This is a genomic window from Sporosarcina sp. USHLN248 (assembly GCF_037144575.1).
GTDB classification, from domain to species: domain Bacteria; phylum Bacillota; class Bacilli; order Bacillales_A; family Planococcaceae; genus Sporosarcina; species Sporosarcina contaminans.
The window spans coordinates 1-14,910 of record NZ_JBBCZC010000060.1; the positions used below are offsets into that span (position 1 = coordinate 1).

Here is a 14,910-nt window from a genome sequence, read left to right on the forward strand (position 1 = left end):
ATAACAATATCCGAATTCAAGCGAAACTAAACAGCCAATCGCCGGTTGAATACCGACTAAAGGCTGCTTAGAAGGTGTTTTATTATTGTCTCAAAAACGACAGGCAGTGCCATGTGCTCGTTAACATTTTATTTATTGTAAAAGACTTAACGAGTCTTGTTCAAAATAGAATTGATTTACAAAAAATGTCTGAGAACTTGCGTTCCATTTACGAAACATCTGCTGATGCGATGGATATTATCGATTTAAACGGCAATGTAATTCAAGTGAATAAAGCATTTGAAGAAATGTACGGTTGGAAAGCCGAAGAAATAATTGGGAAGCCAATGCCTACGATTCCAGAAGAGCGTCTTCAACAAGTGCATAAAGAACGTCAACAAGTAGCGAATAATGGAAGTATAAAAGAAGTGAACTGTCTTAAAAAAGATGGGACGCTTATTCCTGTCAATATATCGATTTCGCCTTTGCGCGACGAGCATGGAAAGGTGATTGCATTTTCTGCAATATCCCGCGATATTTCTGAACGAAAAGAATGGGAAAGAGCTCTAAATAAAAGTAAAAACAAATACAAATCATTGCTGAACGCCTTACCGGAGCCCAGTTATGTACAAAGCGGCGGAATCATTAAGTATATAAATCAAGCAGCAGTAAAGCTTTTAGGTTATAGCCACCCGTCTGAAGTTTTAGGGCGGCATGTATTGGAACTATCCCATCCTGAATCACATAGCATTATAAAAAGGATGATTAGACAATTAGCTAATGAAGAAAATATACCTGCCCAAACAATTGAACTAAAAATGGTGCGCGCCGATCATTCGGTGTTTACTGCAGAAATTACATTTATCGGTATAGAGTTTGAAGACAACCTATCTGTCCATGTACTATTTAAAGATATTACAGAAAAAAAACGAATTGAAGAAGCTCTAATACGGAGTGAAGAGAAGTATCGTTTAATCGCAGAAAATATGACAGATTTGCTGACGATCGTCGATGATCAGAGGAATATTAAATACGCATCGCCTTCCACTTCCTCTATATTAGGGTACATGCCTGAGCATTATGAAGGAAATAGAGCTTTTGGAAAAGCACATCCTGATGATCTACCTATGATTGAGCGTAAAATGAATGAGCTATTTCAAACGAAAGGCACAAATGAAATGGAATTTAGATATCGCCATAAAACATTGGAATGGATTTGGCTTGAAGCGAAAGGCACTTATTTTATCGATGAAGAAAATGGCAAAGGTTTCTTACTATATGTTTCCCGTGTAATTGAAGAGAAAAAAAGAATGCGGGAAAAGCTGAAACAGATGGCTTTTCATGATGAGTTGACAGGTTTGCCAAATCGGCGTTTATTCCAAGAGAAACTAAAACAAGTTTTATTGGATTCAAAGACGAATCATTTGAAATTCGCGTTACTTTATTTGGATATCGATAAGTTTAAATGGGTAAATGATCATTTAGGACATGCCACTGGCGATGAATTGTTGAAACAATTTGCGGTTCGAGTATCTGGAATCCTTTCTGATCAAGCCGTATTGGCTAGACAAGGAGGAGATGAATTCCTTTTACTGTTGCCAGACATTATAGACGAAGATGATGTGAAAGCAACTGCTGATCGAATTGTGAAAAACTTACAAAGTGAGTGGAATATCGCAGGCCATCATTTTACAACAACATCGAGTGTGGGTGCAGCAATGTATCCTCAAGACGGCACGACAATTGATGAATTGTTGACATTTGCGGACCGCGCGTTATACAATTCGAAAAAAAACGGACGCAATTCGTATATGCTGTATTCAGATAGTCTTGAATAGGAAAATGAAATAGATTGTATTCAGAGAGACACCATTCATATAGGAATTCGTGTCTCTTTTTTGTTTATTCAACCTATAGACGAAGACATTCATTCGATAAAGAAATTACATTAGCAACTTAAAGTCAAATAAAAACACACTGAGGGATTCATTTCAGTGCGTTTGTTTGATGTCAATAGAGCAAAAGTGTTTATTTTTGCGGATAAATGCTATTTGGCTCTGGACCACTTGGATCCATGCGCTCTAATTTTGATTGCTCGACATCCTCTTGGAAGCTCAAGCCTTTTTCAAATTTAGATTTTGGATTTACGCCGTTTGGTTCATGTGTTTGTGATTCCATCTCTCTTTCGATATGCTTATGGTCTTTCAACATCTTTTCATTGGCAATATAATCATTTTCAAAATCTTTATCCATTTTACTCTTCCGGCGTTTTTCTTCGGCTGCTTGGCCATCATTGTATTTGTTGTCCATTACTTCTCCTCCTTCACATCCCTTGCGATCGGGAATGTTTCAAATAGAATAGCCGTTTTTCGGTAATGTTAAACCTCTTTGATTATAGTGAAAATAGGGAATAGTACTATTTTTAATAGGCTGTTTCAAAGAAAACTATTTTATGTTATATTGTTAACACGTTAACGAACTAAAGCATTGAAGCGGAAGGGGATATAATATTATGAAAAAATTGTTGGCATATATAATCATAGCTTCAACCTTGCTCATCACTTTATCAGCATGCGGAAATAGTAATGGTAGTGCAGACGGCGATCAGGCTAAACTCGTAATCGGGGTAGATGATAAGTTTGCACCAATGGGCTTCCGAGATGAAAACAATGAATTGACTGGGTTTGATATTGAGTATGCAAAGGCTGCAGGAGAAGCAATGGGAATGGAAGTTACATTTCAGCCAATTGATTGGAAGACGAAAGAAACAGAACTAAGCAGTGGACGTATTGATTTAATATGGAATGGCTATACGATTACAAATGACCGAAAAGAAAAAGTCCTTTTTACGAAGCCTTATTTAGAAAACGAGCAAGTCATCGTCACAAAAGCGGATTCATCAATCGATCGTTTAGAGGATTTATCCGATAAAGATGTTGCTTTGCAAGCCTTGTCCTCCGCAGCTGATGCGCTAAATGGAAGTCCTGTAAGACAGACAGTTAAATCTATAACAGAGTATGCAGATAATGTTTTGGCTTTAACAGATTTAAAAGCTGGCCGTGTGGATGCAGTTGTCATTGATGAAGTTGTCATTGATTATTATATGGCAAAAGAGGAAGGGCAATTCAAAGTACTGGATGAATCGTTATCCTCTGAGTTGTATGGAATTGGTGTAAAAAAAGGAAATGAAGCATTGTTGGACAAGTTGCAAAACGCTTTAAATCAATTAAATGATGATGGAACAGCAGAGAAGATATCGCAAAAATGGTTTGGCGAATCTAAAGTTTTAAAATAACGAATAAGGAGGCGAGCGATTATGTCGATCGATTATTTACTTTCCATTTTAAAACCCATGTTAGAGGGTGCACAAGCAACGATTTTGCTTTTTTTGATTGCCATTATCGTTTCAATTCCTTTAGGGTTCCTGTTAACACTTGCTTCTACAAGCTCAATTAAGTGGCTCGCATGGTTGACAAATGGATATATTTACGTAATGCGTGGCACTCCTTTGTTGCTTCAATTATTGTTTTTTGTATTTGGATTACCATTAATACCTGTTATCGGTGAATATTTAGTGTTGGATCGGTTTGTAGCTGCATCTTTAGGATTTATATTGAATTATGCAGCCTATTTTGCGGAAATTTTCAGAGGCGGCTTGCTTGCGATTGATAAAGGACAGTTTGAGGCCGCTCAAGTACTTGGCTTGAATCGCTTTCAGACAACTACTCGAGTCGTAATGCCTCAAATGTTTAGGATCGCACTTCCAGCGGTAGCAAATGAATCCGTTACGTTAGTAAAAGATACAGCCTTACTATATGCAGTTGCTGTACCAGAGCTATTACATTTTGCACAAACTGCAGTAAATAGAGATTTTACAATCGTGCCTTTTGTGTTGGCAGGTGTAATCTATTTATTCATTACGTTATTGTTAACAATGTTTTTTAAAGTATTGGAAAGACGAATGCGCTTCAGTTAATGGATCAGATAGGATGTGGATAAGATGGCTATTTTGGAAGTGAATAATGTAAAAAAAAGCTTCGGCACGATTGAAGTGCTAAAACAAATTACATTTGAAATTGAGCGGAATGATGTAATTGCGATTATCGGTCCATCGGGTTCGGGTAAAAGTACGATGCTCAGAAGTTTAATTCATTTGGAGGAGATTGACGAGGGCAGCATTATTGTCGATGGTAATCCAATGGTACAAGATGGCGTCTATTCCAAACCTTCCGAACTGAAAAAGATTACATCTAAAATGGGAATGGTGTTTCAGCATTTCAATCTGTTTCCACACCTCACAGTCGTTGAGAATATTGAACTATCTCCCAAGTTAACAAAAAAGATACCTGTAAAACAGTTACGAGAAAAAAGTTTAGAGCTATTGAAGAAAGTCGGTTTATCGGAGAAAGCGGATGTGTTCCCGGCAAGTTTGTCAGGAGGTCAAAAACAACGAGTCGCAATCGCAAGGGCGTTAATGATGGAGCCAGATATTCTATTATTTGACGAGCCTACTTCGGCATTGGATCCTGAATTGACTGGTGAAGTGCTGCAAGTGATGAAGGATCTTGCGACTGAACAGATGACGATGGTTGTCGTTACGCATGAAATGGGTTTTGCCAAAGAGGTCGCCAATAAAGTGATTTTCATGGATGATGGTAAAATTGTAGAAGCTGGTACTCCTTCAGAAGTAATTGAAAATCCGAAAATAGATCGGACGCGAGCATTTCTCCAAAGAAGCTTGCATAAATAATTCAGTTTTTAAAGTCTTTTCGACATCACTGTGAACATGGCATTTGTACGGTTAAAATATGTTAAACTACGATGTAGAAGAGATTTGGAAAGGATGTATTTTGTGCATGAGCCAATCTATCGGAGAGCAACAAGGGAAGCCTTTTAAAAAGAGGAATTATCGTCCAGCTATTATACTATTATCGGTCATACTCATCGGCGCGATCGGTGTACTGTCGGGATTGCCGGGGGTAGAAGATTTTGATGCGTTCGATGTAACGATTCTGCCTTTAATGAATGCAATATTTAATACGTTCACATTTCTGTTTTTAGTAGCAGCTCTTATTGCAATTAAAAAGAGAAAAGTGGATGTCCATAAAAAATTTATATACGCGGCGTTTGTTACGACTACGTTATTTTTAGTTACATATGTAACGTTCCACTATGTTTCGCCATCTACACCATATGGCGGGGATGGAATTTTGAAATACGTCTATTATTTTGTTTTAATTACACATATTGTGTTAGCTGCAGTTATCGTGCCTCTTGCATTGACAAGTGTTGCACGTGCTTGGAATAGAGAGCATGAGCGCCACCGGAAAATTGTAAGGTGGACGATGCCGATTTGGTTGTATGTAAGCTTTACAGGTGTGTTAGTTTACATATTAATTTCACCGTATTATTAATAGGTTTGAATACCCCTTCTCGGTGCATTCTGGGAAAGGGTATTTTTTATATGTATGAGGAAATAATAATGATTTCCAATCGTATGGTAGTGTAAATGAGAAGCATAAATGGAGGTTTTGTTATGAAAAAAAGGTAGAAAATTTATTATGAAAGAGAAACCGAAGAGCTTCGTAAAAAGAATTTCCGTGCCGATCCTCTTGTTCGTAAATTGAATGATAGTCCTTTTGAAGATGACAAATTGAAAAAGGAGATCATTAAAGAGCTATTCGGCAGAACAGGTGTATATCCAAATATCGAACATAATTTTCATTTTGACATTGGATATAATCTTCACGTTGGAGATCAGTTTTATGCGGATACAACTGCACAATTTTACATATAGCAGAGGTAGTCATCGGCGACAATTGTTTGACAGGCCTAAATGCTGGCATATATACTGCCGGACATGCTGTTGAGCGATTGCGGTGGTAAATTTATCGATTTTGAAAAATGGTAATAGTGCATAAGCAATTCGATTATCTACTTTAGATGCGATTTGTAAAGTTATAGTTTGTATTTTATATTCATTGAATGCAGCATTATACACAAATAAAACCGGCATGCAATTTTTGCATGCCGGTCTTTTCATTAAACAAACGGGCGATCAAGATTATCTGGACGTTCTGGATCAATATAATCACTATCGACTAAAATGAGTATTTTTCCCTCATTAAAATATTGATCATAGCGATTTGCTTCTTCTTCGGGAATTCCCATTCCGATGAGAGCACCCGCTAATCCACCAACACCTGCACCTGCTGCGGCGCCTGTTATGCCAGCTACAATCGGTCCAGCAGCTATAATCGGGCCGATACCAGGTATGGCAAGTGCACCTAAGCCAGCCAAAACACCTCCGAGACCACCTAATACACCCCCGGTAGCAGCGCCTGTTGCAGCACCGTCCGCGGCATGTGTTCCGGTTTCATCCTCAATATGTCCGGCCCGATCTCTATCTTTGCTTATGATTGAAATATCAGCAGAACGATAGCCTTGTCGCTTTAAATCCTCAATTGCTGCCACCGCTTCAGATTCTGTATCATAATATCCAACTACACGTCTTTGTACCATGTGTATACGCCTCCTGAATTATTGTTGATCATGCTATTTGAAAAATACCCTAAAATATGAATCTGAAACTTTTACATTTTAATTTCAATGAAGATCATTTACCGATTGATTATGAAACTGTTATTAAGGGTAATTTCAAGGTAGCTTGCTATTAATAGGAGGAGTATTTATGGATTACATAATAAACGGCATGAAATTGGTAATTGGATTAATTGCGTTTATGGTTGTCATTCGGTTGCTCGGAAAAAAACATTTAGCAGAAATGACCCCATATGACATCATTTATTTAATTATGTTTGGAGGAATATTGGAAGAGACTTTGTATGATCGGAAAACTTCAGTATTCATGTTTTTGTTTTCACTGGGAATATGGGTTTCGGCAATTTATATAATTGAAAAATTAGTTGCTAAATCGAATACATTGCGAGTTGTTTTAAAAGGGGAACCAGATCAACTAATTGAGAATGGGAAAATAAATAAAAAGCTCTTTGATAAAAATCAACTGGAAATGGAACAACTTAGAACGATGCTGAGGCAGCAAGGGATCTTTTCATTAAGAGAAGTGAAGGACTTATACATTGAGCCTGGCGGTGAAATTTCCATAAACCAATATGCGAAATTTAAGGCTGTCACAGCTGCTGATTTGAAATTGGAATTAGAAGAAGAGGATCCAAGTGTGCTGTTAATCGATGAAGGGCAAATACAGGAAGAAGTGCTCCATGCGATCGGTAAAACACGACAATGGCTTATGGATGGACTTTCACAAGAAGGATATAAAGTGATAGAGGAGATTTTATATTGTGAGTGGTCCAATTCACATGGTTTTTTTATTCAAAGCTATAAAGGCAATGACAAATAATAATCTGCCAAGTATTTACTACCCTATTTTTTTACAAAGAAGTGGTATACTTTATCGTGACATCGGAACGCAATTTTGATATGGAATGATCTATACGTATTATTCCGGGGCTTATTCGTTTGAGCTTATATTTTTGTATATGACTGAAAAAAGTTATGTGAGAATCAGTAGGAATAGGACGTGACTTTCCTATGTGCTTAAGTGCATAGATGATTTTTGTTTGAATATGCGTATGAATTAGATGAATATGTATTTACGTTGATTTACTAGTCGTTTATTGTAAGGTAAGTTGTTTTACGCATTTGATATATTATGCGTATTTGAAAGGAATATTTGTCATTTTGGATTTGGGGTGGTTTTTTGAAGCAGTTGGCTGGTGGTTTACAATGGGCTGTTTTTCTGATCGCGTCCTCTATTGCGGCTCCTATTGCCATTGCACATGTGTTTGGAATGGATGCTGCGGAAACGGCTTCCTTCATTCAGAGAACGATGTTCGTTTTAGGAACTGCATGTGTTGTACAGGCAGTTATTGGACATCGGCTCCCGATTAATGAAGGCCCTGCCGGTTTATGGTGGGGGATTTTTGTCGTTTATGCAAATATGGTTGGCATTCTCTATGCGACTGCGGATGATGCTTTACAAGCATTGCAAACCGGCATGATCGTTAGCGGCGTGCTTTTTATTTTGTTGGCGGCGTTCGGTTTTATTTCGAAAATGAAAAGGTTGTTCACACCTACAGTTACATTCACTTATTTAATGTTGCTGATCTTTCAATTAAGTGGAACATTCATTAAAGGAATGGTTGGTGTTGAAACTTCAGCTGATCCGATTGATGGCATTGTTTTTATTGGAAGTTTATTGACGGTAATCGTCACGTTTATAACGATGTATCATAAAGTGACGTGGGTATCAAAATATTCTGTGTTGCTATCGATTGGGTTCGGCTGGATTGTTTTCATTTTGTTGGGCAAGGCACAATCTATTCATACTACTTCTAATAGTATCGTTCGCTTCCCTGATGTTTTTGTTTACGGCAAGCCTGTTTGGGATAGTGGAGTAGTAGTAACAGCATTCTTTATTACGCTCTTATTGATTGCGAACATGATGGCATCGATTCGGGTAATGGAAAATTTGTTGAAGCATTCCTTTCAAAAAGAAGTGTCTGATCGTACGAGGGAAGGATCGATTGCTTCTGGGATCAATCATTTATTGGCAGGAGTTTTCTCAGCGATTGGACCTGTTCCTATTTCCGGCTCAGCAGGATTTGTCGGAACTACACGGATGGCTTCATTGCGCCCCTTTATTATAGGAAGCCTTCTTGTAATGATCATGACATTGTTTCCAGCAATCATGTCATTTTTCGCAGCACTGCCAGCGCCGGTTGCCTATGCGGTCACATTTGCTATATTTGCAAAAATGGTTGAACTGGCTTTTGCAGAAATGGAAATGGAAAATGATAAAACAATCGGTTATCGTGTAAGTGCACTTGGGCTAATGATCGGTGTTGGATTAATGTTTGTTCCAACTGAAAGTATGATGCACTTGCCGGCGATCCTTTCTGCAGTACTCTCTAATGGATTAATCATAGGTACGTTGGTGGCAATCACGGTTGAGCAGTTTTTACGAGCAATGAAAAAAAGACGGTCCGTTTAAGTTCATTATGTAATAAAGTTTTTAAACAATAAGGAAGGATGTTAACAATGAAAGCATATCCAATGATTATTGATGGCAAGGAAGTTAAAGATGGACTGCCGGTAATTGAGGTCGTCAATCCTGCAACGAATGAAACGATAGCGACTGTTCCGAAAGGAGGCGCTAAAGAGGCTGAAATGGCAGTATCCGCTGCACATCAAGCATTTGAAGAGTGGTCGAATCGTTCGGCATATGAAAGAAGCAGCCTTTTGAAAAGATGGTTCGAATTGATCGATGAAAACATTGAAGATCTATCAAGAACTATGACTGTAGAACAAGGAAAGCCATTATCAGAAGCACGTGGAGAAATGAATTATGCAAATGGCTTCATTTCTTGGTATGCGGAAGAGGCGAAGAGGATTTATGGAGAAATGATCCCTGCCACTCAAACGACAAAACGAATTTTCGTCCATAAGCAGCCTGTAGGGGTTACTGCGGTAATTACACCATGGAATTTCCCTGCTGCAATGATTACACGTAAAGTCGGACCGGCTTTAGCGGCTGGTTGCACAGTTGTCATTAAGCCGGCTGAGCAAACTCCGATTACCGCTATTAAATTAGTGCAATTATGTTTACAGGCAGGAATCCCTGAAGGTGTCGTCAATGTCGTGACAGGTGATGCATCGGCAATTGGCGATGCATGGTTAAAGGATGAAAGGGTGCGTAAACTTACTTTCACAGGCTCAACAGAGGTTGGTAAGCTGTTAATGAGAGGTGCCGCCGATACAGTAAAGAAAATTTCATTGGAACTTGGCGGCCATGCTCCGACAATTATTATGGATGATTGTGATATTGATAAAGCAGTGGACGGTGTCATTGCAGCAAAATTTAGGAATGCCGGACAAACTTGTGTATGTGCGAATCGTGTTTATGTTCAAGAGTCTATTGCTGATCAATTTTCAGCTAAAATGATTGAGCGTGTGAAAGAGTTGAGAGTCGGCAATGGATTGGATGAAGGCGTAACGATTGGGCCTTTAATTGACGAAGCCGCAGTGAATAAAGTTCAACAGCATGTTGATGACGCTGTTTCAAAAGGAGCTACAATTAAAGTCGGTGGTAAACGTAAAGAAGGGCTGTTTTTCGAGCCAACAATTTTAACAAATGTACAAGACAATATGTTATGCATGCGTGAAGAGACGTTCGGCCCGGTTACGCCAATTACTGTTTTTACTACAGAAGAAGAGGCGATTCAAAGGGCAAATGATTCGATTTATGGACTTGCTGCATATGTATTTACCGAAAACCTTTCAAGAGGAATTCGTATCAGTGAAAAATTGGAATATGGCATCGTCGGATTGAATGATGGATTGCCTTCGACTCCACAAGCGCCATTCGGTGGTTTTAAACAAAGCGGATTAGGAAGGGAAGGAGGTTATTACGGATTGGAAGAATTTATCGAAGTAAAATATATATCAGTCGGTCTATAATCCGGCTAAAGTAATAAATAGTACGGCTATCGGAAAAATTCAACCCGATGGCCGTTTTTCGTTTGCAAAATATCTATAGGATTCAATGAAGAAAAGTGATAGACTGATAGCGACAACTGAGAAAAGGGGGATTATTTTGTTTTTCAAGAAAACTGCTACATTCATAACAGCTATAATGCTATCTTTTGCTGCTTTGTTCACACCGTTTCCTTCTCATGCTGAAGCCCATGCCACAAATTCCTATCAGTCTTTGGAAAATACAATTAATGCTATATTATCGGACGCATCTATGAAGTCTGCTATGACAAGTGTCACTGTCCGTAAAGCCTCAACCGGAGAAATTGTTTACGAAGCGAATGCAGACCGAAAAGTGACACCGGCTTCGACTTTAAAATTGCTCACTGCAGCCGCAGCTTTAGAAACATTAGGGGAAGATTACCGCTTTACAACGGATGTATTAACGGATGGAACAATATCGAATGGCGTTTTAAATGGCAACTTGTATTTACGTGGTCAAGGAGATCCGACTTTAATGAAAAAGGAGCTGGATCAATTTGCCGCAACCTTATCAAAATTAGGGGTAAAAAAGATTAATGGCGACTTAGTCGGAGATGATCAATGGTTTGATAATATACGTCTATCGCCAAGCATTGATAAAAGCGATGAAACCTATTATTATGCTGCTCAAATTTCTGCATTAACTTTATCGCCAAATGCGGATTATGACGCTGGCACAGTGATCGTAGATGCAAAGCCTACGAAAAAAGGGTACAAGCCTAAGATATCCGTGACACCTGACGAGGGTATTGTGACGATTGTCAATAAAGCAAACACGGTAGCGAAAGGGAAACGTAACACTTTATCGATTAAAAGGCAACACGGAACGAATAAAATTATGGTATCAGGTAACATCCCAGTAGGCAGCAGCAAAAGGGAATGGGTAACTGTTTCGAACCCAACTGCTCATACATTGGCGATTTTCAAAAGCTCCTTATCTTCAAAAGGAATAAAATTCAGCTCAACTTCTAAAAATGTACGAAGACAAGCGCCAGATACAGCTAAAGTCTTGGCGGTACATAAATCAATGCCGTTAAAAAATTTGATGATCCCATTTATGAAGTTAAGCAATAACACACATGCAGAAATATTAGCAAAAACGATGGGCAAAAAAGTGTATGGGGAAGGCAGCTGGAATGCTGGATTGCGTGTCATGCATGAATATGCAACATCCATCGGATTAGACGCTTCTGAATGGCACTTTGAAGACGCATCGGGCATGTCGCACAAAAACAAAGTATCCTCAGCGCAATTAACTGAATTATTATTACTCGTTCGAAATGCACCTTGGTATGGCAGCTTTGTAAAATCGCTGCCGATTTCAGGCATTGATGATCGTTTCGTTGGAGGAACATTAAGAAATAGATTGGCATCACCTTCTGTAAAAGGTAAAGTAATAGCTAAAACGGGGAGTTTAAATAACGTCAAATCTTTAGCAGGATATGCAGAGACAAAAAGCGGAGAAACATTAGTTTTCACGATTTTGACGCAAGATCATAAAGATAGTACGCTTCCTTCGATTGACAAAATTGCAACAGCGATTACAACTACGCCCATCTATTAATAAAATAATAATTATGAAAACCGCACCTCAATTGTTGAATTATCAAACAATGAAGGTGCGGTTTTGTTATATTAATAAATCAAATAACGTACTGTCTTTGTTCACTTCCTTGAAAGGGAAGCCATTTTGTTCCATTCGATCTAACAGCCTCGGGTAATCTTCTTTCCTTTTTAGCTCAATACCAACAAGTCCGGGTCCGTTTTCTTTGTTATTTTTCTTCGTATATTCAAAAGTAGTAATGTCATCATCCGGCCCCAATACGAAATCTAAAAACTGACGCAATGCACCTGCACGTTGCGGGAAATTTATAATGAAATAATAGAGCAGTCCTTCATGGAGTAGAGATTTTTCTTTAATCTCTTGCATCCTACCGATATCATTATTTCCACCGCTAATCACACAAATAACCGATTTCCCTTTAATCTCTTCTTTATAATAATCAAGCGCTGCAATAGGTAATGCGCCTGCCGGTTCAGCAATAATTGCATGTTCATTGTAAAGGTCCAATATTGAAGTGCAAACTTTGCCCTCAGGGACACTAATGATATTGTCTACGTATTTTCTACAAATTTCATAAGTCAGATTGCCGACACATTTAACTGCTGCGCCATCAACAAACTTATCAATCGTTTCAAGTGGTGTCACCTTATTGTTCTCGAAGGAAGCTTTCATGCTTTTTGCGCCAGATGGTTCGACCCCGATCATTTGTGTCATAGGGGATAGATTTTTAATATAGGTGCTAATGCCTGACATAAGACCGCCGCCGCCAATGCTTGCGAATACAAAATCAATTGGTTCATCAATATCGTTCATCATTTCTACCGCGACAGTTCCTTGGCCAGCAATAATGTCTTCATCGTCAAACGGATGGATGAATATTCTGCCTTCCGTTACTGCGCATTCCATCGCTTTTTCGGAGGAATCATCGAAAGTATCCCCGACAAGGATAATTTCAATATAATCGCGACCAAACATTTTCACTTGGTTAATTTTTTGTTTTGGAGTTGTTTGTGGCATGAAAATTTTTCCATCAATTTGTAAATGTGCACAAGCGTATGCAACTCCTTGTGCATGATTGCCCGCACTTGCACAAATAATGCCTTTTTCCCGCGCTTCATTTTCAATTCTTTTTATTTTATAGTAGGCTCCTCTTAGTTTAAATGATCGGACATGTTGTAAATCTTCACGTTTAATGTAAACATGGCAATCGTATTTTTCTGATAGTCGCTCGTTTTTCTGTAGAGGAGTATGCGCCACTACGTCTTTTAACAGTTGATTGGCAATGAGGATATCTTCCACTTGAACCTTCTTCTGTTCTTCAATAACTACTTTACCCATATATCGTTCCCTCCGAATCAGTTGAAGATTTTTTAATAATAACATGAAAGGAAAAGAAAGAACATAGGAAAGTTTGTAATTGCGTATTTATTTAAATGAATTCAATCATAAAAACTATTCGAATAAATATGTAAGCGTTTTCTTTATAAAAAAAGAATTACATCCATAATCTGACGAAAGCATCTCAACAGGAGATTTAAAAAATAGCGATTCACACCGTTTTTATGATTTGAAGTGCTTGAGGAAGAATTTCGATTGTTATATTGTCTGTAGGTAAAATTTCGCCGTCAATGACAACTGGAATGATTCGATCAGTTTGAATATGAAATTGCTTACCTGACAAATAAGTCACTTCTTTTTGTTGAATTGTTTTTCCGATGAGCAGCTGTGGAAATAAACTGAATAGAACCTTTGCGCGATGAGCGCCATCCAACAGCGTAAGCGCTAACTTACCGTTAGCTGGATCTGCCGTTGGACAAATTTTTAAACCGCCTCCATATTTTTTCGTGTTTCCACAAGCGATAAGCCATGCTTTCGAAGTTGGAATGTATTGACGATCTACTAATAATTTTGCTTGAAAAGGAGTAAAGGTCAGCAACTCAAAAATGGCAGCAATTGGGTATGCAAAACGTCCTATATTAAACATGTTGAGCCACTTTTTATAAAGGGAATGATCGGCCCTTTCTCCAATCATTGCATCTAAACCGATGCCGACAACTGTTAAACCAATTTTGCCATTTACACTTATGACATCAACTTTCTCTGAATCAGCGATAAAGAGCTTTTCTATAAATGTTTTGGTATCATTTGTTAGTCCGAAGTTTCTGCAAATATCATTTCCCGAACCAGCAGGTAAAATAGCAATTGGAATATTCTTGTATGGAAGATGTTGAATAACTGAATGAGTCGTACCATCTCCTCCTATAATAACAATTGCTTTTATCGTCATTAATTTGCATTGCCTTTCGATAAACTCATTCGTTGCTACAATAGAAGAGCAAATATGAAATTGATAATCAATTTTTTTATTGCGAAGCATCATTTGCAATTCAGACCATTTATCAAAAGCACGTCCGTTTCCTGATGCAGGATTGATAATAAATAAGTACATCTCACTACCTACTTTTTGCTAACAGTTTATCATAGAGAAAGAAAAATTGAATAGAGGGGACGTTCGAATTTTCAAACGTTTATATTTAATGCCTTCGGGAAATAGTATGTAAAGCAAGCAGAAGGGAGTTTGTTCGATGCAAAAATGGGATAGTAGGCCAGAAAAACCCGATAAGGGCCAATGGATTGCACTTGGCGTGTCATTGGCAATTATAGCTGCTGTAATTATTATTGAATTGTTTTAAGTTGATTGAAAAGGGGCTGTCCAGAAAGTCAGTGAAAACTGATTTTCTGTGATAGTCCCTTTCTGGTTGGAGAATAAATGGGGAACCCCTGACAACCGTCGCTTTCCGTTCCAGGCG

Annotated in this window: 14 protein-coding genes and 1 pseudogene; 11 read left to right on the plus strand and 4 right to left on the minus strand. The window is 38.3% G+C overall.

The window, feature by feature from the left end:
- The first annotated feature begins 113 nt into the window (after window positions 1-113).
- Complete coding sequence (locus tag WFH04_RS16875; RefSeq protein WP_336825270.1) at window positions 114-1,817, plus strand: sensor domain-containing protein; 1,704 nt, start codon at window positions 114-116, stop codon at window positions 1,815-1,817.
- A gap of 190 nt (window positions 1,818-2,007) precedes the next feature.
- Here WFH04_RS16875 and WFH04_RS16880 read toward each other — a convergent pair whose 3' ends face one another.
- Window positions 2,008-2,289 carry a hypothetical protein gene (locus WFH04_RS16880; RefSeq protein WP_336825272.1) on the minus strand — a complete coding sequence of 94 codons (282 nt, stop codon included), beginning with the start codon at window positions 2,287-2,289 and terminating at the stop codon, window positions 2,008-2,010.
- Window positions 2,290-2,491: 202 nt separating this feature from the next.
- On the opposite strand from WFH04_RS16880, the gene WFH04_RS16885 reads away from it, so the two are divergent.
- From WFH04_RS16885 to WFH04_RS16910, 6 genes and pseudogenes are all read left to right on the plus strand, one after another.
- The gene (locus WFH04_RS16885; protein WP_336825274.1) at window positions 2,492-3,274 is read left to right on the plus strand and encodes an amino acid ABC transporter substrate-binding protein; all 783 of its coding nucleotides are present in this window, start codon (window positions 2,492-2,494) and stop codon (window positions 3,272-3,274) included.
- 21 nt (window positions 3,275-3,295) lie between these two features.
- The gene (locus WFH04_RS16890) at window positions 3,296-3,955 is read left to right on the plus strand and encodes an amino acid ABC transporter permease (protein ID WP_336825276.1); all 660 of its coding nucleotides are present in this window, start codon (window positions 3,296-3,298) and stop codon (window positions 3,953-3,955) included.
- A gap of 24 nt (window positions 3,956-3,979) precedes the next feature.
- Window positions 3,980-4,729, plus strand: a complete 750-nt coding sequence (locus WFH04_RS16895) for an amino acid ABC transporter ATP-binding protein (protein WP_336825278.1) — start codon at window positions 3,980-3,982, stop codon at window positions 4,727-4,729.
- 106 nt (window positions 4,730-4,835) lie between these two features.
- On the plus strand, window positions 4,836-5,393 hold the full coding sequence (locus tag WFH04_RS16900) for a DUF420 domain-containing protein (protein ID WP_336825281.1): 558 nt from the start codon (window positions 4,836-4,838) through the stop codon (window positions 5,391-5,393).
- A 140-nt stretch (window positions 5,394-5,533) separates the two neighbouring features.
- Window positions 5,534-5,614, plus strand: a pseudogene (locus WFH04_RS16905) (maltose acetyltransferase domain-containing protein); the annotation flags it as partial.
- Window positions 5,615-5,632: 18 nt separating this feature from the next.
- Window positions 5,633-5,776: an LbetaH domain-containing protein gene (locus tag WFH04_RS16910; protein ID WP_336825283.1), complete on the plus strand. Its 144-nt coding sequence runs from the start codon at window positions 5,633-5,635 to the stop codon at window positions 5,774-5,776.
- A 245-nt stretch (window positions 5,777-6,021) separates the two neighbouring features.
- Here the strand turns inward: WFH04_RS16910 and WFH04_RS16915 are convergent, their stop codons facing one another.
- Window positions 6,022-6,501 carry a general stress protein gene (locus WFH04_RS16915; protein ID WP_336825285.1) on the minus strand — a complete coding sequence of 160 codons (480 nt, stop codon included), beginning with the start codon at window positions 6,499-6,501 and terminating at the stop codon, window positions 6,022-6,024.
- Between the two features lie 169 nt (window positions 6,502-6,670).
- Between WFH04_RS16915 and WFH04_RS16920 the strand changes: the two genes are divergently transcribed.
- From WFH04_RS16920 to dacB, 4 genes are all read left to right on the plus strand, one after another.
- Entirely contained in the window at window positions 6,671-7,360 is a 690-nt protein-coding gene (locus WFH04_RS16920; protein ID WP_336825287.1) for a DUF421 domain-containing protein, read from the plus strand.
- Between the two features lie 360 nt (window positions 7,361-7,720).
- On the plus strand, window positions 7,721-9,013 hold the full coding sequence (locus tag WFH04_RS16925) for a purine/pyrimidine permease (protein ID WP_336825289.1): 1,293 nt from the start codon (window positions 7,721-7,723) through the stop codon (window positions 9,011-9,013).
- Window positions 9,014-9,060: 47 nt separating this feature from the next.
- The gene (locus WFH04_RS16930; protein WP_336825291.1) at window positions 9,061-10,479 is read left to right on the plus strand and encodes an NAD-dependent succinate-semialdehyde dehydrogenase; all 1,419 of its coding nucleotides are present in this window, start codon (window positions 9,061-9,063) and stop codon (window positions 10,477-10,479) included.
- Between the two features lie 136 nt (window positions 10,480-10,615).
- Window positions 10,616-12,100, plus strand: coding sequence for a D-alanyl-D-alanine carboxypeptidase/D-alanyl-D-alanine endopeptidase (gene dacB / locus WFH04_RS16935; RefSeq protein WP_336825293.1), 1,485 nt, complete (start codon window positions 10,616-10,618; stop codon window positions 12,098-12,100).
- A 66-nt stretch (window positions 12,101-12,166) separates the two neighbouring features.
- Here dacB and ilvA read toward each other — a convergent pair whose 3' ends face one another.
- Window positions 12,167-13,438 carry a threonine ammonia-lyase IlvA gene (gene ilvA, locus WFH04_RS16940; RefSeq protein ID WP_336825295.1) on the minus strand — a complete coding sequence of 424 codons (1,272 nt, stop codon included), beginning with the start codon at window positions 13,436-13,438 and terminating at the stop codon, window positions 12,167-12,169.
- A 211-nt stretch (window positions 13,439-13,649) separates the two neighbouring features.
- Window positions 13,650-14,549, minus strand: coding sequence for a diacylglycerol/lipid kinase family protein (locus WFH04_RS16945; protein WP_336825297.1), 900 nt, complete (start codon window positions 14,547-14,549; stop codon window positions 13,650-13,652).
- Between the last annotated feature and the right edge of the window lie 361 nt (window positions 14,550-14,910).